At 41.4% G+C, this 26,686-nt stretch carries 15 protein-coding genes; 9 read left to right on the top strand and 6 right to left on the bottom strand.

The genetic code is table 11. The features are described 5' to 3' along the window. Position 1: 1 nt before the first annotated feature. The 4 genes from dacB to AAHJ11_RS08760 all read right to left on the bottom strand — a co-directional run bounded on the left by dacB (position 2) and on the right by AAHJ11_RS08760 (position 4,584). Positions 2-1,408, bottom strand: a complete 1,407-nt coding sequence (gene dacB / locus AAHJ11_RS08775; protein WP_217723040.1) for a D-alanyl-D-alanine carboxypeptidase/D-alanyl-D-alanine-endopeptidase — start codon at positions 1,406-1,408, stop codon at positions 2-4. Between the two features lie 46 nt (positions 1,409-1,454). Further along, complete coding sequence (locus AAHJ11_RS08770; RefSeq protein WP_148367744.1) at positions 1,455-2,657, bottom strand: TlpA family protein disulfide reductase; 1,203 nt, start codon at positions 2,655-2,657, stop codon at positions 1,455-1,457. Positions 2,658-2,746: 89 nt separating this feature from the next. After that, positions 2,747-4,090 (bottom strand): dihydrolipoyl dehydrogenase, encoded by a 1,344-nt coding sequence (gene lpdA / locus AAHJ11_RS08765; RefSeq protein WP_413579371.1) that lies wholly within the window; start codon positions 4,088-4,090, stop codon positions 2,747-2,749. A gap of 41 nt (positions 4,091-4,131) precedes the next feature. Then, positions 4,132-4,584 (bottom strand): PH domain-containing protein, encoded by a 453-nt coding sequence (locus AAHJ11_RS08760; protein ID WP_148367729.1) that lies wholly within the window; start codon positions 4,582-4,584, stop codon positions 4,132-4,134. Between the two features lie 106 nt (positions 4,585-4,690). On the opposite strand from AAHJ11_RS08760, the gene nadB reads away from it, so the two are divergent. The 8 genes from nadB to AAHJ11_RS08720 all read left to right on the top strand — a co-directional run bounded on the left by nadB (position 4,691) and on the right by AAHJ11_RS08720 (position 21,158). Further along, on the top strand, positions 4,691-6,262 hold the full coding sequence (nadB, locus tag AAHJ11_RS08755) for an L-aspartate oxidase (RefSeq protein ID WP_148367728.1): 1,572 nt from the start codon (positions 4,691-4,693) through the stop codon (positions 6,260-6,262). Between the two features lie 365 nt (positions 6,263-6,627). Next, entirely contained in the window at positions 6,628-7,686 is a 1,059-nt protein-coding gene (locus AAHJ11_RS08750; RefSeq protein WP_148367727.1) for a glycoside hydrolase family 130 protein, read from the top strand. Next, complete coding sequence (locus tag AAHJ11_RS08745) at positions 7,686-8,942, top strand: MFS transporter (protein WP_413579369.1); 1,257 nt, start codon at positions 7,686-7,688, stop codon at positions 8,940-8,942. Before AAHJ11_RS08750 ends, AAHJ11_RS08745 begins: the two co-directional genes overlap by 1 nt. Then, on the top strand, positions 8,932-10,659 hold the full coding sequence (locus AAHJ11_RS08740; protein WP_413579367.1) for a hypothetical protein: 1,728 nt from the start codon (positions 8,932-8,934) through the stop codon (positions 10,657-10,659). The genes AAHJ11_RS08745 and AAHJ11_RS08740 overlap by 11 nt, the downstream gene beginning before the upstream one ends. A gap of 17 nt (positions 10,660-10,676) precedes the next feature. Next, a complete protein-coding gene (locus tag AAHJ11_RS08735; protein WP_258978904.1) occupies positions 10,677-13,745 on the top strand; it encodes a SusC/RagA family TonB-linked outer membrane protein in 3,069 nt (1,022 codons plus the stop codon). Between the two features lie 24 nt (positions 13,746-13,769). Beyond that, positions 13,770-15,323 carry a RagB/SusD family nutrient uptake outer membrane protein gene (locus tag AAHJ11_RS08730; protein ID WP_413579365.1) on the top strand — a complete coding sequence of 518 codons (1,554 nt, stop codon included), beginning with the start codon at positions 13,770-13,772 and terminating at the stop codon, positions 15,321-15,323. A 59-nt stretch (positions 15,324-15,382) separates the two neighbouring features. Next, on the top strand, positions 15,383-17,086 hold the full coding sequence (locus tag AAHJ11_RS08725; protein ID WP_195648674.1) for a hypothetical protein: 1,704 nt from the start codon (positions 15,383-15,385) through the stop codon (positions 17,084-17,086). A gap of 118 nt (positions 17,087-17,204) precedes the next feature. Further along, positions 17,205-21,158: a two-component regulator propeller domain-containing protein gene (locus tag AAHJ11_RS08720; protein WP_413579363.1), complete on the top strand. Its 3,954-nt coding sequence runs from the start codon at positions 17,205-17,207 to the stop codon at positions 21,156-21,158. A gap of 199 nt (positions 21,159-21,357) precedes the next feature. Here the strand turns inward: AAHJ11_RS08720 and rbr are convergent, their stop codons facing one another. After that, positions 21,358-21,936 carry a rubrerythrin gene (gene rbr, locus AAHJ11_RS08715; RefSeq protein ID WP_148367721.1) on the bottom strand — a complete coding sequence of 193 codons (579 nt, stop codon included), beginning with the start codon at positions 21,934-21,936 and terminating at the stop codon, positions 21,358-21,360. A 247-nt stretch (positions 21,937-22,183) separates the two neighbouring features. On the opposite strand from rbr, the gene AAHJ11_RS08710 reads away from it, so the two are divergent. Continuing rightward, entirely contained in the window at positions 22,184-23,863 is a 1,680-nt protein-coding gene (locus tag AAHJ11_RS08710) for a SulP family inorganic anion transporter (RefSeq protein WP_148367720.1), read from the top strand. Between the two features lie 781 nt (positions 23,864-24,644). Here the strand turns inward: AAHJ11_RS08710 and AAHJ11_RS08705 are convergent. Then, on the bottom strand, positions 24,645-26,684 hold the full coding sequence (locus tag AAHJ11_RS08705) for a hypothetical protein (protein WP_413579361.1): 2,040 nt from the start codon (positions 26,682-26,684) through the stop codon (positions 24,645-24,647). Positions 26,685-26,686 lie beyond the last annotated feature (2 nt).

Raw genomic sequence — 26,686 nt, 5'->3', positions numbered from 1 at the left:
CCTATTTCCCGATAATCACCTCACACACCTTATCCTGAAACGCTCTCGCTTTAGCAGCCGAAAGCACATTCTGGTTCATAATGGCAAATGCCACTTCATGCCCGTTCTTCATCTTCAGATAGCCTGCAAGCGCATTTATTGCCGTAAACGAGCCTGTTTTGGCATGAACATTCCGGAAAGCAGGAGTACCTTTCATCCGGAATTTTAAAGTTCCGTCCACCCCGCCAACGGGAAGTGATTTATACAACATCTGAAACACTTCTGTTTGCGAGTACGCATATTTTAGAAAGTCGACCAGCAGAGCAGGGGAGAGGTAATTATAATTAGACAATCCGCAACCGTCGGCAATCTTATAGTCTTTCGGATCATGCCCCAGGCGGCGGATCAGCTTCATTATTTCGACAATGCCATCTTCGGCAGCTACTTGCTTCTTTCCCGTAGCCTGCGCTCCCAGGCGACAGAGAAATGCTTCCGCATTGAGGTTATCACTCTCTTTCATCAACTGGTTCAGCACTTTCTGCACGGAAGTGTTCCAGCAAGCCATACGCTCTACTCTCACACTGTCGCGAGGCAATTCGGCAAAGCCATACGATTGGGGAGTGGTGATTCCTTTCCCACGAAGGCGTTCCAGAAAAGTGTGCATAAAGAAACGGGGGGAATCGTAGATGTTGACATCATCTTTCCGGATCGAAGTGACATTGCCCGAAACAAGGAGATTGTTTCCATTCGTCAGCCAATCTCTCGTGAAAGAGAATTTCCCGGCAGAAGAAGTGCGTGTCTTTGTCTGATTCGTCACTGTATAATAAGAAGATACAGGTTGGCAGGAAACACTTGCCGCATCGCCCTGCACGGTGGAGGGAACTACGGAGACCTGTACAGTCCCTTTGCAAAACATCAATGGAGAGAGATAAGGCTGATAACCCGCAGGCGTATCGTCCCAGGCCCATCCGCTGCCCCAATAAAGGGAGTCTTTCATTGAGACGTCACCATATACCTGACCGTTAATGACCGAAAAAGGAAAAGTGATTACCTCTTCTATCAATGAATCCATCGACTGGCTGTCAAATTCCGGATCAAATCCGCCTACCACATACAGGTTGCCTTGCAAGGTGTCATGTTCTATCACGCCATCATGCCATACTTCCGTGCGGAAAGGCTCGTTGGCTTCGGGGCGGGAGAGTGCGGTAATGGCCGTCAGCAGCTTCATGGTAGAGGCAGGACGGGAAAGTTTCTCCGCACGATAGTTATAAAGCGATTTCTTAGCCGTCAGGTCGTAGACGGATATGCCGACTTCGGATGCTTCGGGGAGCATCTTCTTGATAAGCGAATCTATCCGGGAGAAGTTCTGTTGCCCCCAAAGTGGCAACAAACAAACAGAAAGGGCGACTAACAAAAAACTTTTTTTCATACAACACTGTTTATGACATCAACAAATGATAGTATCTTACATCTATCTATTTCAAGTTTTTCTCTACCTGTCCAAGAAGCGAACCGGAGCCATAGCCGGACCATACATCCTGGATTTTTCCATCAGGGGCAATCAATACATAATGAGGGATTCCCCGTACCTGATAGTTCAGGGCAAGACCGGTACGTCCTTTACGAAGTTCGTTCCACTGGTTACCGCCCATTCCTTTCGTCTTGATATACTCTTTCCAACGTGCTTTCGGGTCCTCACTAATACTAATCACAGTCATTTTATCCTTATACAGATCCATCACCTTCTCCATTTCGGGTATCGACTCCACACAAGGACTACACCCGCTACTCCAGAAGTCGAGCAAGATGAACTTCCCCTTGAACTCTGAAATATGACGGAGAGAACCATTCACATCATACAAGTCCCCATCCACCATCATATCTCCAATTCCCACCGTAGAGGGAGGAAAAACATAGGCTGTAATCTCCTGTCCGTCATCCGTTTGCTTATCGGCTTCCGACATCCGGGCATAGAGTTTTTTCACCTCTTCTTTATAAGGCATGATGGTTTCATATTTCATCATGGAAGCAAATAGCAATAACCTGTCCATCCATACCGGGGAGACGGGCGCTTCTTCCATGTATTCCATTTCCTTTTTCCAGATTTCCTGCTGCAACGGCATTGACAGTTTCCGGATAGAATCTATCTTGGCCCAGGCCTGACTTTCAAACTCCCGGTCGCCCGGATGATCTATGAACATCATCCGTTGCCAGTCATATTCTGCCGCCATGTGCTGCATCAGTTCTTTCTGTTGGGCCATCGCGCAAGCCGTAAAGCGGTTTTCTTCCTGCTGTTCCGGCACATCGCTTACTACTTCCCATGTTTTCACTAGTTTGTCCTGCCCTTTGATTTCGATGTATTCTCCCGGTGCGATCCACACTTCCAGCCATGTACCCGGGAAGCCCCGGTTATCAGACATAATCAGCATTTTCCGCGTGGTAGAAACCGTGTCGCGGAAAGAGAACTGCCCATTCATAAGCGTATCTCTCCATACACAGTTGAGAATACTTCCGTCTTCCTCATACAGACCAATCACAATGCTGTCGGGAAGATTAGCCAGTTCGCCCTGAATCAAATATTCATTTGCAGCAACTGACGCTTTACGGTTGAATGTACAATGACACATCACCATACAAGCTATTGTCAATAAGACCGGAGTGATTATATATTTTTTCATCATCTATTCGATTTTATAAGTGAGATATCCTAGTCCATGAATCAGATAAGTATCTTAATCAATGCACAATGTCAGATATCAGAATCCGTTTATAAAGCCTCGCGGAAGATTTCTCCTACCGTGGGATGCGGGAAAACAATCTTTTTCCATTGCGCTGCTGTCAGTCCGAGTTCAATGGCAGTCCCCGCAAGAGTGATAATCTCCGAAGCGGGATTTCCCAATACATGAGCGCCAATCACCCGTTGCTGTTCATCCAGCAGTACTTTGCAAACTCCGTTCACACCTTCATTCTCCGCCACAAAACGGCCGGAGTAAGCCATCGGAAGTTTGATAACCTGATAATTGATTCCTTTCGTTGAGGCCGATTCCTCCGTTTCACCCACTCCGGCAATCTCCGGATTGGTATAGACTACGCCCGGAATAGCCCGGTAGCTCATGGTGTCTTCTTTCCCCAAAATGGAATGTACGGCAACTTCTGCCTCACGAACGGCCGTATGGGCGAGCAAAGAGAATCCCGTCAGGTCACCACACACATACACACCCGATACAGAAGTCTGCATCTTTTCATTGACTCTGATAGTGCCACGCTCTGTTTTCTCCAGATTCAGGTTTTCGAGTCCGAAACCTTTCGTCACAGGACGGCGACCGACGCTCATCAACAGCTTTTCTGCAACGACACTACCGTTTCCCTCTGCATTTTCATAGGAGACAACAGCTCCTTCTTCCGTTTGCGACAAGCCGACAATTTTCGTACCAAGCAGGAATTTAATACCTCGTTTGGCATATTCCGCACGGAGCAAGACGGAAAGCTCTTTATCCATTCCACCCAGAATTTCGTCCATCATCTCAACCACCGTCACCTGTACTCCCAAACTGTTGAAGAACGATGCAAACTCCATCCCGATCACTCCGCCACCGACAATGGCGAGAGAAGCCGGCAATTCCTTACTATCCAAAGCATCCCTGTGCGTCCAGTAGTTCACTGCATCCACTCCGGGAATAGGGGGAATAAAGGTTTCCGAGCCTGTACAAAGTATCAGGTTCTCCCCTTCGTAAGTCTCTTCTCCGCAACGAACTGTATTTTTATCAATGATCTGTGCTTCTCCCGATACGATCGTCACATTGTTGGCAGTCAGCTTTGCTTTCACTCCCAGCACCAGTTTACGCACTACCTTACTTTTACGTGCTATAATCTTAGGCAAATCGAAAGAGACTTCCGGGATATTGACTGCATACTTTGACGCATGTTTTGCACTGTCATAAGTCTTTGCCGAATACAGCAACGTTTTCGTAGGAATACAGCCTTCATTCAGACAGACACCTCCCAGACTATTCTTTTCGATAAGCAATACGCTCAAACCGCCTTTACCGGCAGCTTCGGCAGCCGTATATCCCGCAGGACCGCCACCGATGATAATTACTTGATATTTCATAGTATATAATCAGTTAATCTTTTCATTATTATCAAAACACGCTATGGTTCATCCTCTTGAGAATCTACAGAGTCTATTGTCTCCAGCCCTTTTATCTTCTTTGCGAACATTCTCTTTTCGAGCAGTTCCGCAAATTCCCGTTCCTTGACAGGCATCACCGAAACAAACTTCCCTTTTCCATATTCTATCAAGATATAATCCGTCACCGAAAAACTACCGAACTTCATGGAATGGTATTTCCTTACTGTGGTGATTTCGGAAAGCGGAATTACCTTCTTACGAATAAAACGGCCGCGTGAAACCTCCAGATTACCGTCTGTAGTCAATGTATAAGCAGTGTGTATAATCTGCTCGATTACTACAATCAGCATAAGCATGAACAGTACGGCTACCAAGATATATTTACACCACAATGCGCCGACGGCATTCACAGTAAGCACTACCAACAGGAAATATTGGTACCAGGCGATGCGGGCATGGAAAATTCGATTCATTTTGTCAGATTTTTGCCTGCAAGGTAGCAATTTTATGAATTAGTGACAACGAAAAGTACAACGAAGTAACTTATTTTGTAGCTTTGCGGTGAGAAATAACAAGATTATGGTAAGAAAATTCGATTTCCTCGTTATCGGTTCCGGAATTGCCGGTATGAGTTTTGCGCTGAAAGTGGCGCACAAAGGTAAAGTTGCTCTTATCTGTAAAAGCGGGCTGGAGGAGGCCAACACGTACTTCGCCCAAGGAGGGGTAGCCTCCGTCACCAACCTTCTGGTGGATAATTTCGACAAGCACATCGAAGATACGATGATTGCAGGCGACTGGATCAGCAACCGTGCCGCAGTAGAAAAGGTAGTGCGCGAAGCTCCCGCACAAATTGAAGAACTGATTAAATGGGGAGTGGACTTTGACAAAAACGAGAAAGGCGAATTTGACTTGCACCGCGAAGGAGGACACTCGGAGTTCCGTATTCTTCACCATAAAGACAATACAGGAGCAGAGATTCAGGACAGTCTGATTAAAGCCGTGCAACGGCATCCGAATATCACGGTCATCGAAAACCAGTTTGCCATTGAAATCCTGACACAGCATCATCTGGGGGTTACCGTAACCCGTCAGACACCGGATATTAAATGCTACGGCGCTTATATCCTCGATCCGAAAACGGGAAAAGTAGATACGTATCTTGCGAAAGTGACATTGATGGCTACCGGTGGAGTAGGAGCCGTTTATAAAACGACCACTAACCCGCTAGTCGCTACCGGAGACGGTATCGCTATGGTGTATCGTGCCAAAGGTACGGTGAAGGATATGGAGTTTGTACAGTTCCATCCTACCGCCCTGTATCACCCGGGAGATCGCCCTTCTTTCCTGATAACGGAAGCGATGCGCGGCTACGGAGGCGTACTGCGCACCATGGATGGCAAAGAGTTCATGCAGAAATACGACCCCCGTCTTTCCCTGGCTCCCCGTGACATCGTGGCACGTGCCATCGACAACGAGATGAAGAATCGTGGAGACGACCATGTATATCTGGATGTTACCCACAAAGATCCCGAAGAAACAAAGAAACATTTCCCTAATATTTACGAGAAATGTCTTAGCCTGGGCATCGACATCACTAAAGATTATATTCCGGTAGCCCCGGCCGCTCACTATCTCTGCGGAGGTATCCTTGTCGACCTGGACGGACAATCTTCCATCGAACGTCTTTATGCCGTGGGAGAATGTTCCTGCACGGGATTACACGGAGGTAACCGCCTGGCTTCAAACTCATTGATTGAAGCAGTGGTATATGCCGACGCTGCTGCCAAACACAGTCTGCAAGCGGTCGATCAATATTCTTATAATGAAGATATTCCCGAATGGAATGATGAGGGAACCCGCTCACCGGAAGAAATGGTGCTCATTACGCAGAGCATGAAGGAAGTGAACCAGATTATGAGTACTTATGTAGGTATTGTCCGCAGCGACCTCCGTCTGAAACGGGCGTGGGACAGACTGGATATTATCTACGAGGAAACTGAAAGCTTGTTCAAGCGCAGCGTAGCGTCCAGAGAAATCTGCGAATTGCGTAATATGGTGAACGTGGGTTATCTGATTATGCGTCAGGCAATGGAGCGTAAGGAGAGTCGCGGATTGCATTATACGATTGATTATCCGCATGCAAAGAAATAGAATTTACAGTATTATTCTTATTAAAAATAAAGAAACAAGAGGCTTTCTCAAATTATATTTTTGAGTTTAGCCTCTTGTCTTTTTATCTTGATACGTTTCTTTTCACTCCTCAAAGAAACTATACTATACATTTATGAGAATATAATACACTTCAGAACGCCACTTATCAAACTGTAAAACAAGCATTTACGCAACAATAGCATGTAAGTACGAATATCTCTGTCTATTCTAAAATTGTCCCTGAATATCACTCTCTTAAAAACATGTTCTTGAGCATGTGTACACTTCTTTGAGAATATAGTAAACGCTTTCCTGTCTCTCATCCCATACTTTTGCTCACAGAAATAATCACTAATCGAAATATTATGGATATAGCTAAAAGATGTGAGCAGAACCCCCTACTGGCTCCAAAAGATTTAAAAGCGGGAATCAACGGAATGGAAATTACATGTTTGTTAAATCCCGGAGTTTTCAAATATCAAGGCAAAATTTGGTTACTTTTACGCGTCGCAGAAAGACCTATACAGAAAGAAGGAATTATCAGTTTTCCTATATATAATGAAAAAGGAAAAATAGAAGTGGTTTCGTTTTTAAAGAATGATCCCGATTTGGATGCTTCAGACCCACGCGTTATCGGTTACAAAGGAAAGAATTACCTGACCACGATGTCTTACTTACGTCTGGTTTCAAGTACCGACGGTATTCACTTCAAAGATGAACCGGAATTTCCACCTATTTTCGGAAAAGGAGAGCTGGAAGCATTCGGCATTGAGGATTGTCGTGTTGCAACAACCGAAGATGGCTTTTACCTTACTTTCACAGAAGTATCATCGGTAGCTGTAGGGGTTGGACTGATTCACACCAATGATTGGAAAAACTATACACGGCATGGGATGATATTCCCACCGCATAATAAAGATTGTGCATTGTTTGAACAGAAGATAGGTGACAAGTATTTTGCTCTTCATCGCCCCAGTAGTCCTGAACTTGGTGGCAATTACATATGGTTGGCAGAATCGCCCGACCGCTTGCACTGGGGAAACCACAAATGTGTAGCAACCACTCGTGACGGAATGTGGGATTGTGCACGTATAGGGGCAGGAGCTGCTCCAATAAAGACAGAAGAAGGCTGGCTGGAGATTTATCATGGAGCCGATTTTAATCACCGTTATTGCTTGGGAGCTTTATTACTCGATTTAAATGATCCGTCGCAAGTGATTGCAAGAAGTGAAGAACCTATCATGGAACCTATCGCAGCTTATGAGCAAACAGGTTTCTTCGGAAATGTTGTTTTCACTAATGGTCATTTCGTGGACGGCGATACGATAACCATGTATTATGGAGCAAGCGATGAAGTGATTTGCAAAGCAGAGCTTTCTATTTCAGAGATATTAAATGTATTAAAACAGACACAAGAGAAGTAATGAATAAACTGAAAAAAGAATATCTGTTCTTTAAGCAACAGGAACCTAACATGAGAACACTGTTGGTTACCAATATGCTTTATGCATTGGTACTACCGATAGTAGAAATCTTTGTGGGAGCCTATATCATGAGGAACACGAGCGATCCGGTAATGGTTGCTTTTTATCAGCTGGCAATGTATATAGGTATCATTACGACCTCTTTTGTTAATGGTTATCTACTAAAAAAATACAGTGTGAAGACGCTTTATTCTGTAGGAATCTTAGTAAGTGGCATTTCCATGTTTGGTATGATGGCTATTAATTCACTTGGTTTCATAGAACTTGGTCTGGCCGGTTTTTTAATGGGAGCAGCTTCAGGTTTCTTCTGGACCAACCGATACTTACTGGCTCTCTATAATACCAACGATAATAGCCGTAACTATTTCTTCGGACTAGAGTCTTTCTTCTTTTCTATTAGCTCCATCGGTGTTCCTTTAATTATTGGTGCATTTATCAGCCAGATAGATGGAAAAGAAGTTTTTGGATTCCTCTTCAACATCAATACTTCTTACTGTGTGGTTACTATGGCAGCAGTAGTTGTTACTGTTATCGCCTGTATGACACTGTGGAAAGGTAAATTTGAGAACCCCAAAGAAACGAACTTCCTCTATTTCCGCTTCAACATTCTTTGGAAAAAGATGCTTTGGCTAGCCGCATTGAAAGGAATGGTACAAGGTTTTTTAGTAACGGCTCCAGCTATATTAGTGTTGAAGCTGGTAGGAAATGAAGGAGCTTTGGGATTGATACAGGGAGTTAGCGGAGCATTGACTGCTGTCTTGGTGTATGTATTAGGACGTATGGCCCGCCCGGAAGACCGTTTGAAAATTTTTGTAGGAGGATTAATCATATTCTTTGTCGGTACACTATTTAACGGCGTTCTCTTCTCTGCTACAGGAGTGATCCTTTTTGTGCTTTGCAAAGTGATATTCCAACCTTTGTTCGACTTGGCTTATTTTCCCATTATGATGAGAACAATTGATGCAGTTGCAAAGATTGAGAATAGAAACGAGTATGCATATATCCTGAGTCACGAGTTCGGTCTTTTCCTTGGAAGAGCTTTCGGCTTACTACTGTTTATCTTCCTTGCTTATTGTGTATCGCAAGATTTTGCATTGAAATATGCGCTGGTGATTGTTGCCGGATTACAATTAGCGGCATATCCTTTAGCTAAGAATATTACTAATCAAACAGATATTATTGAACATGAGAAGTAAAGGTCTTTTTTTACTTATCGCCGTTTGTTTTCTGGCATCTTGCTCAAGCAACGGAAATAACTTTGGAGAAAAGGTAGAACAGGTTTCCATCCATAGGGTAGACTCTATGCCTGATATGCCTGAAACTTATAAAATGCTGGACTGGAAGCAAAAAGCAAAAATGTATGACCAGTTTATTTTTGACTGGAATAATAAAAGCGAAGTCGGACCATTAATTTGGTTAGATGATGCCCGCAGAAATATTGACCAGACTACATTTGGTTTATATACCGCCATTAAAGATATTCGTCAGGGAAAGGATGTCAATTACGGAGAGTTCCATGAAAGTCTGAATTCATTGGCGGCTATTCTTGGTGCTGGTCTTGTAGGGATTGATAAGACTAATCAAGACGGATATAACTACGTAAAAATGGTGCAGAATTATTTCAATTCTGATAACGGATGGAATATAGTAATGAACAATACGACTCCGTCAGTAGCCCTTTTAGGAGGAGGCTATGGTCGTGACTGGTGGTATGATGTATTACCCAATGCTTTATATTATGCTATATGTGATGTTTTCCCCGATGTAGACGGGGCAGAGAAGATACAAAAAAGCATTGCGGAACAATTTGTTAAAGCAGATTCGGTATTGAATGGAAATTACGATTACTCTTATTTTGATTATGCACAAATGAAGGGAATGGTCAATAATATTCCATTGCAACAAGACGCCGCCGGTGGTCATGCTTATGTATTGTTATGCGCTTATCATAAGTTTGGTGACCCACGTTATCTACAACATAGTAAGAGTGCCATCGAAGCCCTCCTTGCCCAAAAAGAAAGTCGTTTTTACGAGGCTCTTTTACCACTTGGAGTTTATACGGCAGCCTATTTGAATGCGGTAGAGGGAGCCAACTATGATGTATCCAAACTTCTTGATTGGGTATTTGACGGATGTAAAAGCCCTGCGGGAAGAACCGGTTGGGGAATTATTGTAGGAAAATGGGGTGAATATGATGTAAGTGGTCTGCAAGGAAGCATCACAGACAGCGGAGGATATGCATTCCTCATGAACAGTATCAAACCCGCCTGGCCCTTCATTCCGATGGTGAAATATCAACCTCAATATGCAAAGGCTATCGGCAAGTGGATGCTGAACAATGCAAGTGCGTGTCGTTTATTCTATCCGGGGGAAATAGATGAAAAACATCAATGGGCTCCAGAATTGAAGGACATTACGTATGACAATGTTTCTTATGAAGGTTTACGAAAGACGGATGACTATGGGAAAGAGTCATTAAAAGGGGTTAGCCCGGTTGCAATTGGCGATGGTCCCAAATGGATAAAAGGTAATCCGACGGAAAGTATGTTTAGCGTTTATAGCTCTTCTCCTGTCGGCATTTTGGGCGCAATTGTTTGTCAAACAAATGTGGAAGGTATTCTCCAGCTGGATTGCAATGTCACAGACTTCTATGTAGAGAAACCTTATCCGGTCTATCTCTATTATAATCCTCATAAAGAGGCCAAAACCATTACTTATCAGGCTACCCAGCCATGTGACTTGTTTGATATTGTTGCCAAAGAATATATAGCAAAAAATATAAAGGCAAATGGTTCTGTTGAGATTCCGGCCAATGACGCAAGAGTTATTGTGGAACTTCCCGCCGGAACAGAATTAGAACTGAAAGATGGTAAGATTATTGCGAATAAACAAAATATCATTTCATATAATTAAATCTAAGTGTATAAACTATGAGTAAGCATTTATTATTACTAATTCTTATTCTTGCTGTTTGCACAAATGTCTTTGCACAGCAAACCAAGAGTATTTCAGGTGTGGTATACGACAGTAATACCGGAGAGGCTTTAATTGGAGTTTCTGTTCTTGAAGTGGGAACGACCAATGGTACTATCACAGATTTTGACGGCAGATATACATTGAAAGTATCGTCAAATAAGGTTTCATTCTCATACGTAGGTTTTAAAACTGAAATTGTAAATGTAACAAATAGCGGAACGTACAATGTAAATCTATTGTCCGATAATAAATTGGATGAGGTTGTAGTTATTGGTTACGGTACTCAAAGAAAGAGTGACCTTACCGGTGCCTTGGCTTCTATAAGTAGTAAGGATATTAAGAACTATGCAGTATCTAATGCCTCTGAACTACTTACAGGTAAGGCAGCCGGAGTATTTGTTGCCGCCAGTTCCGGCCAACCGGGATCGGATGCAGTTATTCGCGTGAGAGGTTTAGGTACTGTAAATGATAACAATCCATTGTACGTAGTTGATGGTCAGTTCATGGATAACATTAGCAGTTTGAATCCCTCTGATATTGAACGTATGGAAGTATTAAAAGATGCTTCAGCTTGCGCTATTTACGGTTCAAGAGGCTCCAATGGGGTTATTCTCATTACTACGAAGGGAGGGGTGAAAGGTGAAACAACTGTAACATTGGATGCTTATGTAGGTGTGAAAAACAGTTATAAAGCATTGAACATGATGAACAGCGACCAATATTATAACTTCATAATGAAAGCATATGAAAAAGATGAAAGCTTTCAAAATTCAATGAAGGATAAGTTTACCAATCAGTATCAGAAGGGTTATAATACCAACTGGTGGAATGAAGTAACTCGTACAGCTTTTAACCAGAACTATAATCTGAGTATTCGTAAAGGAACAGATAATTCAAGATCTTCTTTTAGTTTAGGATATGTAGATGATCAAGGTGCGATCATTACTACTGAATTCAAGAGACTTTCACTTAAGGCGAATCTTGAATATGATATCAACAAATTTATCACGGTTGGCACCAATGTCAATCTGGCAAAGATAAGAAAGCGTGATGCAGGAGCAATTCCTTCATTCGATTTCATTCAAAAAGCCGATCCTTTTACTCCTGTTATCAGCCCGTTGGTAGATCCTTCTTCTGAAAATTACGAATATAACAAATATGCTCCTACCGAGTGGTCTTATGACCCTAATCCGGTAGCCATGCTCGAACTTCCTAACAGATACAATGACATATTCAATGTATTTGGTAATGTGTTTGCCCAAATCAAATTGTATAAAGGATTGAGCTATCGGGTACAGTATAGCTTCGAAAGATACCATGATACTTTCAAGGACTTCCGACCTGTCTATTCATCTACTTTTTCGGAGGACAATTTAGCGAATCAGGAAAGTAAATATAATACAGAAACTCAATTGAATAATAATAGCGCTGTAACTTCTAATTATCTGGTGGAACAACGCCTTAACTACAACACTACAATAGGCAGACATAAACTGGATGCAATGGTTGCCATGACCTATGAGAAGAACAGCAGCGAAGGTATTAATGCATTTAAGAGAAAGGCTTTAGGTAACGATGAAATCTATCAGATACTTGATGCACAAACTGCTGGAGATAACACCTCGGGAGGTAAAGAAACATCTTCTATGCTGTCGTACTTAGGACGTATTAATTATGTATATGATGATAGATATCTTGCTACAGTCAATTTTCGTGCCGACGGTTCTTCAAGATTTGCCAAACGTAACCGTTGGGGCTATTTCCCATCTGTTTCATTAGGTTGGAGAGTGAGCAATGAAGAATTCTTTAAGAACCTGAACATTGAAAATACAATTTCCAATTTAAAACTGCGTGTAGGTTGGGGACAAAATGGTAATCAACGAATTGACAGAGACGCACCTCTTACGTTGATTGGCACCAATAATGAAAATCAGTGGTACTTTGGAAACGGATACTCACAAGGTTACGTTCCAACCTATGTAGGAAATGCAGATATAAAATGGGAAACCAGTCAGCAAACCAATGTTGGTTTAGATATGTCCTTCTTTAGAAACAGTCTTGATGTAAGCATGGACTTTTATGTAAAGAAGACAAGTGACATGTTGCTGAATATGCCTATTCCTTCTTTTGGTGCCTTCCCTAACAGCCCCTTCTTTAATGCGGGAGACTTGAAGAATACCGGTTTTGAAATAGTAGTCAACTACCGTAACCAGATAGGAAAAGACTTTAATTACAACGTAGGACTGAACATGTCTACTTATAAAACAGAGGTAACCAAACTTACATCGGAATATTTGAGTGGGAATACTAGCCGTACTTATGTAGGAGGTCCTATCGGACGTTTCTGGGGGTACAAGCAAATAGGAATATTCCAGAATCAGGAAGAAATAGACAATTATGTGGATAAGAACGGTACCAAGATTCAACCTAATGCACAACCGGGTGATTTTAAATTTGCCAAATTAGGAGAATCAGGCGAATTGAATGATGATGATGACCGTACTTTTATCGGTGATCCTAATCCGGACCTCATTTATGGTTTCAACTTAGGATTTAGTTATAAGAACTTTGATGTAAGTATGGCATTCCAGGGAACTATTGGGAATGACATCTGGAATGTTGCTAAAGGAAGCCTTGCTTCAGCAGGACGTCAGAACGCTTTGGCTGATGCTTACACAAAAGCATGGACAAAAGACGGAGATTTGGATGCTGTATATCCACGCATAACCAACTCTGATTCTAACAATAATATGAGAGGTTCTTCTTTCTATGTGGAAAATGGTTCTTACCTACGTTTGCAAAATCTGCAAATAGGTTATACACTGCCGAGTCACATTTGCCAGAAGAGTAAACTGTTTTCAAGTTGTAGATTCTATGTGAGCGGTCAGAATATATTTACTTTAACCGGTTATTCCGGGCTTGATCCGGAACTGGGTATCAATAACCCATTGGATATGGGAGTGGATACTACACGTTATCCGTCTTCACGTACATTCACTTTTGGAGTTAATTTGCAATTTTAAATCTAGCTAAAAAGACATTACATTATGAGAAAAATATTATATATAATATGCTGGGCTCTTGCCGGAGTGGGGTTATATAGCTGCTCTCTCGACGAACCAAGTTATGGTAAAACCACAAGCGATAATTATTATCAGAAGGAAAGCGATATTGAACAAGCCTTGACAGGAGCTTATCTTCAATTACGTACAACTTGGAATGAATATGCATTAAATCATTATTTTGTAGGTGATTGTAGCACTGATGATGCCCTAAAAGGAGGAGGTAATGACGGTGACCGTGCCGAAGTACGCGACTTGTCCGACTTTACTGTCTACACAACTAATGGCGAAGTAGGGCGTCGTTGGGAGATACTGTACAGATTGATTAATCGCTGTAACGATGTGATTTATTATGCCCCTAATGCAATAGGAAATGAAGAACTATTGACGCGTTATGCAAACGAGGCAAAAGCATTGAGAGCATTCGGTTATTATTGCCTGGTCAGTACATTCGGAGAAGTTCCTTTAATCACTACGCCAATGCAACCCGCTGAAATACTGCAAATACCCCGTTCCCCATTGGAGAAGGTATATGAATGTATTGTGAGTGATTTAACCGATGCCTCCGCACTTCCCGCAAAAGGAGATTACTCTGATGATGATGCTTATCGTGTAACACGTGGCTTTGCAAAAACAATGCTTGCTAAAACATATATGTTCAAAGGTGATTTTGCCTCTGCCGAAACTGTACTTCATGATATTATTGAAGTAGACAAAGACTATACATTGTTGAGCGATTACGGCATGAACTGGCGTACTGAATATGAAAACAGCTCGGAATCTGTATTTGAGATTGCCAACAAAGTATATGATAAAAACATTGCCACAGGTACCAATGTTCCCCACTTCTTTACAAGCAGACGCATCTCCGGTTATCAGGGATATGGATTTCACGTACCGACTCAAGATCTCTATAATGCCTTTGACGCAGATGACCCACGTATTACCTACGTATTCACACAAACTGGTGACAGATATAAAGGTGATACTGAAGCGCAAGACAACGCTGAATCTCCAAGCGGTTATCATGATTACAAAATGACTGTACCAGCAATAGAAAAAACAGGTTTCGACGTCTGGATGATTAGTTACAACATTCGTTTGATCCGTTACTCCGATGTCCTCTTAATGTATGCCGAAGTATTAAACGAAAATGGAAAACCAGGGCTTGCACTTCCTTTCCTGAATGATGTAAGAGAAAGAGCCCGCAAAACTAATCCGATAGATCCGAGAAGAGATCAACAGACGTATGTTCCTGCTACAACAACTAATACACTGCCCGACATAACAGAAACCGATCAAGAGCGTCTAAAAGAAATCATCTGGAAGGAACGCCGCTGTGAATTAGCAATGGAAGGCTGGAGACGGGATGACCTAATGAGACAAAAACGTTTCGGAACCGTTATGCGTGCTTATGCAACAAAATATAATACATCGAAAGGTGCCAATTTTAGGGACGACAGAGATTATCTGTTTCCTATACCACAAGGTGAAAGGGATAAGAGTAACAATATTCTTTCCCAAAATCCGGGTTATTAATATGAATAAAATGAGGGGGCGGGTTATAAAATCCGCCCTCTTTTAACAACCAACTGACCATGAAAAAGACATTATTATTTCTCATAACAGGTTTTTTCTTTCTCAACAACCTGTCAGCACAAAAGCCGATAGAGCAAAAAGATATCCATTTAGTACAGTATATGCCTAACATACCTTTCCCTTATAAAATGAAAAATTGGAAAGATATAACAACGAAGCAGGATAAACTATTTTACGATTTCAACGCCAAAGGACAGAACTTACCTCTTATCTGGTGGGACGACTCTCAAATAAACTTTCCATTCCGCACTTTCGGACTTCCAAGCTACGTAGATAAAAGACGTTTGGGAGGAAACTCTTATGAGTCTCTTCCCACTATGGGATCACTCATTAGTGCAAGTCTGATAGGAGTAGACAAAAGCAATGATGACGGAAAAGATTATGTATCGATGATACGCCAATTCTTCAACAAAAAGAATGGAACAAATCTTATATTGAACGGACTCGACAGAAAAGCCGGAGAAAGTTTCTGGTATGAGATATGGCCGGCAATGGCTTATTCTATGCTGGTAGATTTATATCCTCAAAAAACAGAGATGCAGGAGCCGATGAAGATCACTGTTGACAACTGGTATTCTGCTATCCAAGACTTGAGTGAAGGCAGGGAATATCCGGACTTCAACTTCACCGCCTTCAACTTTAAGAACCGCAAAGGGTATCATAATAAAGTATGGCGCGAACCAGATGCAGCCGCAGGACTTGCTTGGTTGCAATACATCTCCTGGATTAAATACGGAGATAAAAAATATCTGAATGCTACACGTCAATGCATGGCATTCTTGCAGAACCGTCCCTCAAAAGAAGGCACTTTCTATGAGATAATGATGCCCTACGGAGCTTACCTGGCAGTACGTATGAATGCGGAACTTGGAACCACTTATGATGAACTGAAAATGCTTAACTGGTGCTTTGACGGTAATAACTCTGACCGTGACGGATGGGGAGTGATGTGCGAGCGTTGGAACAAATACGACGTACACGGATTGGTAGGACAAAAAAAGGATGAACAATATGCTTTTGCCATGAACACCTTTTCACAAGCTGCCGCACTTGTTCCAATTGTAAAATACAACCCAGCTTATGCTTCCACAATAGGTAAATGGATGCTGAACCTGGCAAACGCCTGTCGCTTATTTTATGCAGACGAGCACCCCCGCAACCGCCAGTCAAGTTCCATTTGGGAAGGCGATCCTCAACATGTCATTTGCTATGAAGGATTGAGGAAGGACTTGTATCATGGCAACCATTTTGAACCGTTCCAGGGATTATTGTCCGATGAGGGCCCCTATGCTATTGGGGATCAAGTAAAAACCATGTCTTCGGCTACGGATATTTGCTTGTATGGTTCGGCTTGGGTAGGCATGTTAGCTTCTATTGTAGATACTACTAATGTAAAATGTATTCTCCAACTGGATTGCAATGTCACAGACTTTTATTCCACAAGAAAATATCCTACTTATCTTTTATTCAATCCTTATTTTGAGGCCAAAGAAGTAACCTTGAATCAACACTTTACTGAACCTACGGACTTATATGATCTGGTATCCAAGCAATACATAAAGAAGAATTGTATGGGTGAAACAAGCATTATCCTAGACCCTGATAATGCCGTCACTATTGTTTGTATTCCTTCTTCGGCAAAGAAAATAAAGAAGCATGGAAAATTGGTTGTTGACGGTGAAATCATAGATTATCGTTTGTAGTTCAGGTGGATTATTCCATAATTTTATAAATCCTCTGTTACCGATAAAAATATGCGTGGAATAAAATAAATTCCTTATATTTGCTATCATCCTAACCGTATAAATAACATTCATTTACATGAGAAACATCTTATACGTACAAATAATTTTTATTCTGATTATTGCATTTGTTACTCCCATAAAGTCTTATGCATTTAATGTAGCAAAACACATATCAAATGTTAACGGACTGACAAATAACTCGGTAAACTGTATTTTGGAAGATGAGGAACACACGATCTGGATTGGGACATGGGATGGACTAAATGCGTATAATGGAAGAGAAATTACAACATTCAGATATAGCAAAAACAATCCGAATTCTATAAGTAATAACGTTATCCGACAGATTATTGAATGTAAGGGTAGTTTATGGATAGCAACAGATAATGGAGTTAATCGGTTAGATAAACGAACTCGTCAGATAACAAGGTATTATTTGAGAACAGACAATAAAGTACCTAATCAGGAAAAGTCTTTTATTTTAGGAAAGAGTGCGGCAGGAGATATCATCTGTCTTATAAAAGGGCTTGGTTTCTTTGTTTATAATGATTCTGAAGATGAGTTTAATCCGATTAACACAGACTTTGCAAGTCATGTAAAGGATTATTCTGTGAGTGATTCTGATCATGTGCTTTTTCTTTTAAATAATGGAAGCTCTGTATATTTGAGTTATAATCTACTTGTGAACGGAGGAAAGCAGGATGATTTACGCACAGTCGGCATACATACTCCTGTGGATAAAATATTTCTGTCGAAAGGCAGATTTATCTTGAATAAAGACAACAGGATTTTCCTTTTGAATCCCGACTTTACAGTTTCCCAAGACATTGAACTGGATAGTAACAAACCTGTATCGCAAGCTATTTTAGCAGAGGATAATATGTTCGTCAGCTTTATAGAAGGTGGCTGTATTAATTATGATTTAAGAAAGAATACTTTTACCTATCTGAACGAACTTTCCAACCAGTTGTCAGTTTTCACTCTTTATTCCGGCAGCCAGAATATATTGTGGATAGGTACGGACGGACAAGGACTAATTCAGCTTTATCATTATGATTCTTTGTTTGAAACCATTCACACTAACCACCCTGTGAGATGTTTTTGTGAGGATGAAGATGGTAATATTCTGATAGGCACAAAAGGAAGCGGAATAAAGCTGTTGAATCCTGAAACTAAAGAGTTGGCAGATTATCTGAATGAGAGTAAAGGATTGATATCCAATTCCGTCTATGCATTGAAAAGAAATAAAGCCAATGATATTTTTATCGGAACGGAAGGAACCGGAATTAATATATTGAATGCAGCTACAGGACGATTGGAAAAACTAGAGATACCTGATAAATACCCGCCCTTCAAGGCTGTATACAACATTTATTTTACGAATAATGATTCTCTTTTATGGATCGGTACATCAGGGTATGGCTTAATCAAAATAAATATTTCCAGAGAACAAGGTCGCTACCACGTTAAAGGATTCCGGCAATATAACTCGTCAGATAAGAATATCTCATTGAATAACGATGTTGTTTATGCCATTACATCCGACCCGAAAGACAATATGTTATGGTTTGGCACACGTGGCGGAGGCTTAAACTGTATTAATATCAAAAATAACGGCATAAAATCATTGGAGGATATAGACAGTCGGATTTTACTCACCAATAATGATGTATTGTGTTTACTGCGCGATGATACCGGTATATGGATAGGGACAAGTTATGGACTGAACGAATTGAAAAAGGAGGAGAATGATTTTCATCTGATACAATATGCCGACGAGAAATTGAATAATAAAACGATTCACGGAATATTAAAAGATCATGAAGGAAATATATGGATCAGTACCAACCAGGGGTTGTCCAGCTTGAATATAAGAAGCAATAAAATAGATAATTATACTTTGAATGATGGATTGCAGAATGATGAATTCTCTGATGGAGCTTTCTTCAAGGATAAACGTAATTTCTTATATTTTGGAGGAGTAAGCGGGTTTAGTTATTTCAATCCTCAAAATATACATTTGCGCAAGTTTAATCCTCCACTTATATTAAGTAGTTTGAAGATATATAATACGGTGCAGGATATTAATGAACGAATCAAAAAAGGAGTGTTGAAACTTAGCTACGAAGAAAGATTCATGACTTTCAATTTCATAGCCAAAGACTTTATTAACAATGAAAACTGTGAATATGCTTACCGCTTGAAGAACCATTCGGTTGATTGGGTGGAAATGGGTAATAATCCGAATATTATTTTTACCCAACTTCCTCCGGGTGAATATCAATTTGAAGTGAAGAGCACGAATGGAGACAAAGTATGGGGAGATAACATTTATCACTTAACCATAAAAGTAGGTTATCCGTGGTGGCTTAGTGTCCCGGCATTGATTATTTATACCATATTATGCGTTATTATCTTCTATATTACAAAGTCTGTTATCAAAAACCGTATACGGTTAAGCCGTCAGATTCTTATAGCCCAGATAGAGAAACGGCATGAACAGAAGATATATGAATCCCGGCTAAACTTTTTCACTAATGTGGCACATGAGTTCTTTACTCCACTGACTTTGATTTATACACCTGCACAACACTTATTGGAACAGAATGGGCTAGATAATAACACAAAGAAGTATCTTCAAATAATAAAGAATAATGCCGAAAGGATGCAGAAGCTGATTAGTGAGTTAATGGAGTTCCGTAAAACTAAATCGGGCAATATGAATTTGCATCCTGAAAGTGTGAACGTGAAAACATTAATGGAATATGCTTCCAATAATTATGTGGATATACTAAAAGAGAATAAAATAGACTTCAAGGTAGAGACGCATGATACGTCAGAGATATATTCCGACCGCAATGCTTTGGAGAAAATTATATTCAATCTGCTATCGAATGCTTTCAAATATACTCCTCGTTATGGATATATTCACGTTGAAATATCACAGAATGAACCTGATAAAACCTTATATCTGATTGTAAGAAATTCAGGTAAGGGGTTAACAGAGCAACAGATGGCAGAGATATTTGATAAGTATAAGATATTTGATACTCCTAAATTGGGTAACTCTGTAAGTAATGGCATAGGTTTAAATCTAACAAAGAGCCTGGTTGAATTATTAGGTGGGCAGATAAGCGTAAACAGTGAGCTAGGAAAAAATGTAGAATTTTCAGTTGTAATTCCTCCTTTACCATCCGATCATTCACTTGTTGTAACAGATGAAAAGGATTCGTTGCAGAAAGAAAAAAACGAGCAGGACGACTTATCTCCTCGCAAAGACACTGTCATACTGATAGTGGAAGATGAAAAGAACATCAGGGACCTACTGAAAGATGTCCTCTCCAATTATGTGATACATGAAGCAAAAGACGGGATGGAGGCTTTGAAAGAGATAGAACACAATCATCCTGATATTATTATAAGTGATATTGTCATGCCCAATATGGACGGTTTAAGTCTAATTCATAAGTTGAAATCCGATTTGAAAACAAGCTATATTCCAATTATAGGAATATCGGCAAAAGCTTCCGTAGAAGACCAAATTAATGCCTTTAATCATGGTGCAGATGCTTATATCGTCAAACCATTTCACCCAAGGCAGGTTATATCCGCAATAGAGAATTTGCTGTCGAGGCAGATGCTTTTAAAGGACTACTTCAATTCCAGCATGTCTTCTGTGAAAGTAAAAGACGGGATTGTGCTTCATCCAGAAGACGAAGAGTTAATACAGAATGTAACAGATTTCATAAAAAAGAATATAGATGATGAGTTATTAAGCCCTTCTTCTATTGCCGAGTTCGTAGGAGTGAGTAAAGCTACTTTATATCGGAAGTTCAAAGAAATAATAGATAAAACTCCGAGTGAGTTTGTACGAGGCATCAGACTGGAATATGCAGCCAAACTACTAAGGACAACTAAATTGACTGTATCCGAGATTATGTTCAGATGTGGATTCTCTAATAAATCTTATTTCTATCGAGAATTTTTAAAGCAATACGGTGTATCTCCAAAGGATTACCGGAATCAATAGATAATATAAAAAAGGCTATCCGAAAAATAAATAAATCCTATCAATCTGTCATTAACTTTGTTCAAAGCATGGTCAAAATATTGTGAAGCATCTCTTCTTTAATATAAAGCGCGAATTCTTCCACAAACAGGATGACAGAGCAAAATGATAGCAAATAGTACTTTTTTCGGAAAGCCTTTTTATTTAATCAATCCGCAGATTAATAGTTTTCCTTCTTCACCTCGAAATAAGCCTGCGGATGCAGACATGCCGGGCAAACTTCAGGAGCTTCCTTACCTACAGTAATATAACCGCAGTTACGGCATTGCCATACCACTTCGCCTTCTTTAGCGAATACAGTCATATTTTCGATGTTGTTCACGAAAGCAAGGTATCTTTCTTCGTGACCTTTTTCAGCGATGGAGATATTGCGGTACATAGCAGCAATCATCGGGAAACCTTCCTGTTCTGCCACATCAGCAAAGTGAGGATAATCCAGTGACCATTCTTCATGTTCACCCGCTGCTGCAGCGCGAAGATTCTCAAGCGTATTACCGATTACACCAGCCGGATAGCTGGCAGTGATTTCTACCATACCGCCTTCGAGGAACTTGAACATACGTTTTGCATGCTCTTTTTCCTGATCAGCTGTTTCTGTGAAAATGGCAGCGATTTGTTCGTAACCTTCTTTCTTTGCCACACTTGCAAAATAAGTGTAACGCATTCTTGCCTGTGATTCTCCAGCGAATGAAGTCAACAGATTCTTCTCTGTTTGAGTTCCTTTAATACTCTTAGCCATAATTCTAATCTATTTTAAATTGGTTGATTACCATACGTAACTTGTCGTACCATTTATAACACAAATATACGCGATTTGTTCATAACAAACCACCTTTTCTTCAATTAATAATAACTATCAGCTCATCGATAAAACCTATCAACAAATAAATAGTATGTTGAAAAACACACTTCTTTCGATTATTTTATATAATTTTGCAACCTCTACTTTACAAAAGGGCTGAATATATACATAACAACTAATAATAATGAAGCTATTTGAATTTAAACCCAAACTGGTTTCTTGTTTAAAGAATTACTCAAAAGAAACGTTCATGGCCGACTTGATGGCAGGTATCATCGTAGGGATCGTTGCGTTGCCATTAGCCATTGCCTTCGGTATTGCTTCGGGGGTATCGCCCGAAAAAGGTATTATTACCGCTATCATTGCCGGATTTATCATTTCCCTGTTGGGAGGAAGCAAAGTCCAGATCGGTGGCCCGACAGGAGCATTTATCGTCATTATCTACGGCATCATCCAGCAATACGGCGAAGCCGGACTGATTGTAGCCACACTCATGGCAGGTGTACTCCTTATTTTATTAGGAGTGTTCAAGCTCGGAGCGGTTATCAAGTTCATCCCTTATCCTATCATCGTCGGTTTTACCAGCGGTATTGCTGTCACTATTTTCACGACCCAGATCGCCGATATTTTCGGTCTGTCTTTCGGAGACGAGAAAGTGCCGGGGGACTTCGTCGGGAAGTGGATGATCTATTTCCGTCATTTCGATACTATCAACTGGTGGAATACCATCGTAAGTTTTGCCAGCATTATCATCATCGCCATCACTCCGAAATTCTCAAAGAAAATTCCCGGCTCACTGATTGCCATCATCGTTGTCACAGTAGCCGTTTATCTGATGAAAACTTTCGGTGGAATCGACTGCATCCAGACCATCGGCGACCGTTTCACCATCAAATCGGAATTGCCTGATGCCACTGTGCCTGCACTGAATTGGGAAGCTATCAGAGAATTGTTTCCGGTAGCCATCACCATCGCCGTACTGGGAGCCATCGAATCCCTGCTGTCCGCCACTGTAGCCGACGGTGTGATAGGCGACCGCCACGATTCCAATACAGAACTGATCGCCCAGGGAGCAGCCAATATCATAGCCCCCCTGTTCGGAGGTATTCCCGCTACCGGAGCCATTGCCCGTACCATGACGAATATCAACAACGGAGGTAAAACACCGATAGCCGGAATTATCCATGCAGTGATACTGCTTCTGATTCTGCTCTTCCTGATGCCCCTCGCACAATATATCCCGATGGCGTGCCTTGCCGGGGTACTGGTCATCGTATCTTATAACATGAGCGGATGGCGTGTGTTCAGAGCTTTATTGAAGAACCCGAAATCAGATGTCACCGTATTGCTGATTACTTTCTTCCTGACCGTAATCTTCGACTTGACTGTCGCTATCGAGGTAGGATTGGTGATTGCCTGCGTCCTCTTCATGAAGCGTGTCATGGAGACTACCGAAATCTCGGTGATTACCGACGAGATTGACCCTAATAAAGAATCGGATATTACCGTACACGAAGAAAACCTGATGATTCCCAAAGGCATAGAGGTATACGAAATCAATGGTCCTTACTTCTTCGGTATCGCTACCAAATTTGAAGAAACCATGGCTCAACTGGGAGACCGTCCGAAAGTACGTATTATCCGTATGCGTAAGGTTCCGTTCATCGACTCCACAGGTATTCATAATCTGACCACCCTCTGCGAGATGTCACAGAAGGAAAAAACCACCGTTATCCTTTCCGGAGTAAACGAGAACGTGCATAACGTACTGGAAAAAGCCGGATTCTACGAACTGCTTGGAAAAGAGAATATCTGTCCGAATATCAATGTAGCGTTGGAGAGGGCGAAGAGCCTTGTAAAATAAATGAGCTACTGAAAGCGTAAAAGACGTATTACACAAAAACAATTTACAACAAAACGGGCTGCTATAGAATCACTTCTCCGGCAGCCCTTCTTTCTTTAAATTAAAAACAGAAAGAGTATGATGTCATTTATTTAAGTCTCACAAGTAGTAAACAAACCTTTGCTCATGGCAAAGATACCATCGTTTATATGAAGATGAGCATTCAATAAATCGTATGCAGGAGACAGACGGAATCAATATGAAGAAACGCATATTTTATCTATTCTGTGCCTCATAATTCGAGCTCCTCTCTTCTGAATCAGAAAAAACGCCTGCAATTTAAAACAGCACAATTCACAAGCGGCACCAAACACCTATTATTGCTAGACAAATTGCAGTAAAGCAGACCTTTCAAAAGTATAAAAAGTCACTATATCGTCAGACACATATCAGATTGCTATTTACAAACCAACAGAAAAGAAAGACCAACCAGCTCTAATTCTGCTCTCCCAAAACCCAGTTTCGCTTCCTTTAAAAGGAACCGACGGTTTGTTTATACCAAAGAGAGCGTTTGTTTTAAACAAACCGAAGCTTTGATTACACCAAACCGATGGTTTAGTGACACCATATATTGCATATTTCAAGGAAATAAATGCAATATAAAAAGAAAAAGCGCATATTCTTGCAACTGAATATGCACTTTTTCTTCTATTAGGTCCTTTTATCTTATTCCGGTTTTCTTCTGAATCTTAAAAATGGAACAGAGATGGAAAACTCTATTTCCTCATACAGCCCCATAAGCCTAACGATTCTCGGTATCTTTCATACACCGTACAGAGAATGCATGAGAACGACCGGAAGAGTGAGTCCACGTCTTATCGGAAACTTTATAATACAAGGAAGTAGCTCCCTGATCCTTATCATTTCCATAACTACTTGCCGATGAGTTGGACCAATAGCAAGCAGCACCCTTGCTAGCATCCAGCCCTGTATTATTACCATTATTTCCACCATTAGATCCCCACTTACAACCTGCTAACGGCCAATAAGCATAGTTTGTACCATCATAGCAATATTTAAATACCGCAGTTGCGCTCTGTTTCACAAATTCACCTTTCTGCTCTATCTCATCCAATACACGGGGAGACACTACCCGATACCCTTTCGGACAAGGATCATAAATAGATTTATGACCGTCAGAAGGATTGAGATAAGTGCTCGATTCGTTCGGATTACCCCAGAAGTCATCCTTACGGTCGGTACGTGCACCGGTCCATGCACCCAGATACCAGTCGGATTTTGTATTCTCCACTTCATTGGTATAAAGCAATGCACGAGGATTTTCGATAGAGAAGCGGACATTGGTGGCTTGAGTAGGTATGTTAGTACCCACGGTTCCCGGCCAGCCCACCGGCGTAGGACGTCCCCACTGGAAGTAAACACCGTTTTGCTTCCAGTTGTCTCCTTCGCATGTCATGTAAGTACCCAAATTACGATCCAACACTACATATCCTGTATTACCATAAGGGTGTTCTGCCGGAGTAGGGGTCATCCAGATAATAAAACTCCAGATAACAGTAGTCTGATCCTCTCCATAGATAGCCACCTGACCGCAACCGCCGTCATAACCTCCACTTACCTTATAGGTATTGATCGTAATATTGTAATCACCGCCAACGGGAGTGATGTCCGTAGTAGAACCATTCACAGCAATCATCTTATGATTAACATTCAAATCGCACCCGAGAATAGTCTTTGCATACTTAGGTTCTTCCACTTCCATGAAGTTACCACGTGCCTTCACACTAATCGTATTGCTCACACCACTGGCCGAAATATTCGTCATCAGACAGTTGGATTCGCCATAAGCCCATCCGCCTGCCAGCAGACGTGTCTCTACAGGCTCATACCATTCACAGGAATTATCCGAAAGTTTCAAGTTATTAATAGCAATCGTATTGACTGCATTGGCTTTCAGCTGCTTTCCTTCCTTTAGAATAGGAATCGTAACCGTCTGCCGGTCATTCTCCAGAGTGACCACAATATACACCTCTTTGCCGCTTAAATCAGCAGGATACGTAGTCAGATATAGATCCTGTGCGGAAGCCAGCAACTCGGGAGTAGCCAGTGAAACAGTGGCATACGGCTTGACATCCGTACCGTATGTCAACTCGTCCGTATCCAGATTCGCGGTAAACGTACCGGAAAGAGGCGTTTTCGTCTCCTTGTCGTACAGGGAAACACTCTTTAGCCTGTACGTAGAAAGTTCCTGCGACGAGATGCTGAACTTCACATAAGCCATCGCATGACTCAACGTAAATTTGGCAAGCATATCCGGACCGCTGACTGTTGCCTTGGCAAATGCAAACCCATACTTCCCAATATGATGACTATCACCCGGACGACTTTGCTCCTGCTCTACAGACAAGGAAGAAGTAATCTTGTTCCCGTCTTCGGCCAGTTCCGTACTTGCCCGGTAAGGGTAATAGATAAGAAGTTCTGTAGCTCCTGCTTCCGCCATCTTCACATCGTCTGAAGTAAAGACACCGGAATTCTGCCCGATCGATTCATCACTTAATAAAGACTGCACATTGTGAATATCAGTCCCTGCCGTACGGGAGAAAACTCCCAAGGCATCCCCCTCACTCCAAAGCACCGGATAAACATCGCCTGTTTTATCACCGATAGAAACACGCGTCTGCGGAGACGAGAGTCCGACCAGCGTCAGACATGAACCTTCCGTTACCGGTTCCCGGCCGTTATCGGACGAAATAAGCTCGTCCTGTGTGCAACTTGTCATCATCAGAATCGTTACACCTATTGCATATAATTTATTTTTCATAC

It is taken from the genome of Bacteroides sp. 90-K9/2, from assembly GCF_047310725.1.
GTDB classification, from domain to species: Bacteria; Bacteroidota; Bacteroidia; order Bacteroidales; family Bacteroidaceae; genus Bacteroides; species Bacteroides vicugnae.
The sequence above is the reverse complement of the archived record's forward strand: the minus strand, read 5'-3'. Positions and strand labels throughout refer to the sequence as shown.